This window comes from Mesorhizobium sp. M7A.F.Ca.CA.004.06.1.1, assembly GCF_003999135.1.
GTDB lineage: Bacteria > Pseudomonadota > Alphaproteobacteria > Rhizobiales > Rhizobiaceae > Mesorhizobium.
Window position 1 is genome coordinate 1 of sequence record NZ_RZPQ01001321.1, and the last position, 738, is coordinate 738.

A 738-nucleotide genomic window follows, 5' to 3' on the forward strand; every position below is an offset into this window, starting at 1 on the left:
CGCCCCGGCATGCCGCCGCGCACGCCGAAGGCGCGGGCCTCATAGGAAGCGGCGAGCACGACGCCGCCGCCCACCGCGATCGGCTTGCCGCGCAGCGACGGATCGAGCAACTGCTCGACCGAGGCGTAGAAAGCGTCGAGATCGGCATGCAGGATGGTGGCTGTCGTTTCCATCCCGACCGCACATCACAGTTGCTGATAGAATTGGAACAAATAAAGAACAAGCACGGGTCGTTGTCAAGCGAGGGGCGATTTGTGCAGCAACAGCCAAGCCAGTTCGAGCGCAATCACCTAGACAATATGCTCCGCCCGCAGCGCCGCCTTCATCCGTTCCAGTTCCGCCTCGCCACCCGCCGCCAGTTCTTCGGCAATCCGCGCCAGCCTATCGTCGGCCTTGCGGTGCTTGCTGCCCCAGGCGCCGAGCGTCGCCAGCACCGGCAAGAGGTCGATACCTGCCTCGGTCAGCCGGTAGACCGTTCTCAAGCCATGCGTCGGGTCGTCGCTTCTGGTGAGGATGCCTTCCTCCTGAAGCGTCTGCAGTCGCTCGGCCAGCGTGCGCGAGGAGATGCCTTCGTCGGATTGCAGGAATTCGCGAAAGTGCCTTTTGCCGGCGAAAGCCATGTCGCGGATGATGAGCAGCGTCCAACGGTCGCCGATCAGTTCGAGCGACAGGTTGATCGGGCAGTCGGATTTTTCGCGCGTCGACATCTATGGTTCCATTTTTAAATCACTTTACTAT

1 protein-coding gene and 1 pseudogene are annotated in these 738 nt (G+C 61.7%); both read right to left on the reverse strand.

What is annotated here, in order from left to right; genetic code table 11:
- A pseudogene (locus EN906_RS36065) lies at positions 1–173 on the reverse strand (DNA polymerase IV); the annotation flags it as partial.
- Positions 174–290: 117 nt separating this feature from the next.
- A complete protein-coding gene (locus tag EN906_RS36070; RefSeq protein ID WP_127271661.1) occupies positions 291–707 on the reverse strand; it encodes a helix-turn-helix domain-containing protein in 417 nt (138 codons plus the stop codon).
- Between the last annotated feature and the right edge of the window lie 31 nt (positions 708–738).